At 37.6% G+C, this 303-nt stretch carries 1 pseudogene; it reads right to left on the bottom strand.

Annotation, left to right across the window (positions count from 1 at the left end):
- Positions 1-228, bottom strand: a pseudogene (locus FE392_RS22705) (SelA-like pyridoxal phosphate-dependent enzyme); the annotation flags it as partial.
- Positions 229-303 lie beyond the last annotated feature (75 nt).

The following is a 303-nucleotide window of genomic DNA, read 5'->3' as shown; positions in this document are numbered from 1 at the left end:
AACATCTTTTGCTGATTTATTTAATTGTGTCTCGTTAATATGAATACGAGCTCTAAAGATTGCTCTTCCTGCTTCATCTTGAACGATCGTTACATTGACACCATTTAATTCTTTTAGCGGCATAAGTACTTGTAATAGCTCTTTTTCTTGCTCGCTCTTATCTTCTTTTACTCCGTACTCATCAAGCGCTTGAAGTAAGCCGAAAGTTGTTTCTTTCCCAACTTTCATACTTCTTCCGATGCAATGTAATTGCACTTTCAGCCACTCGATGTATTTTCGTTTCCCGCCAACAATACCAGAAGT

The organism is Xenorhabdus santafensis (genome assembly GCF_033949405.1).
GTDB lineage: Bacteria > Pseudomonadota > Gammaproteobacteria > Enterobacterales > Enterobacteriaceae > Xenorhabdus > Xenorhabdus santafensis.
The sequence above is the reverse complement of the archived record's forward strand: the minus strand, read 5'-3'. Positions and strand labels throughout refer to the sequence as shown.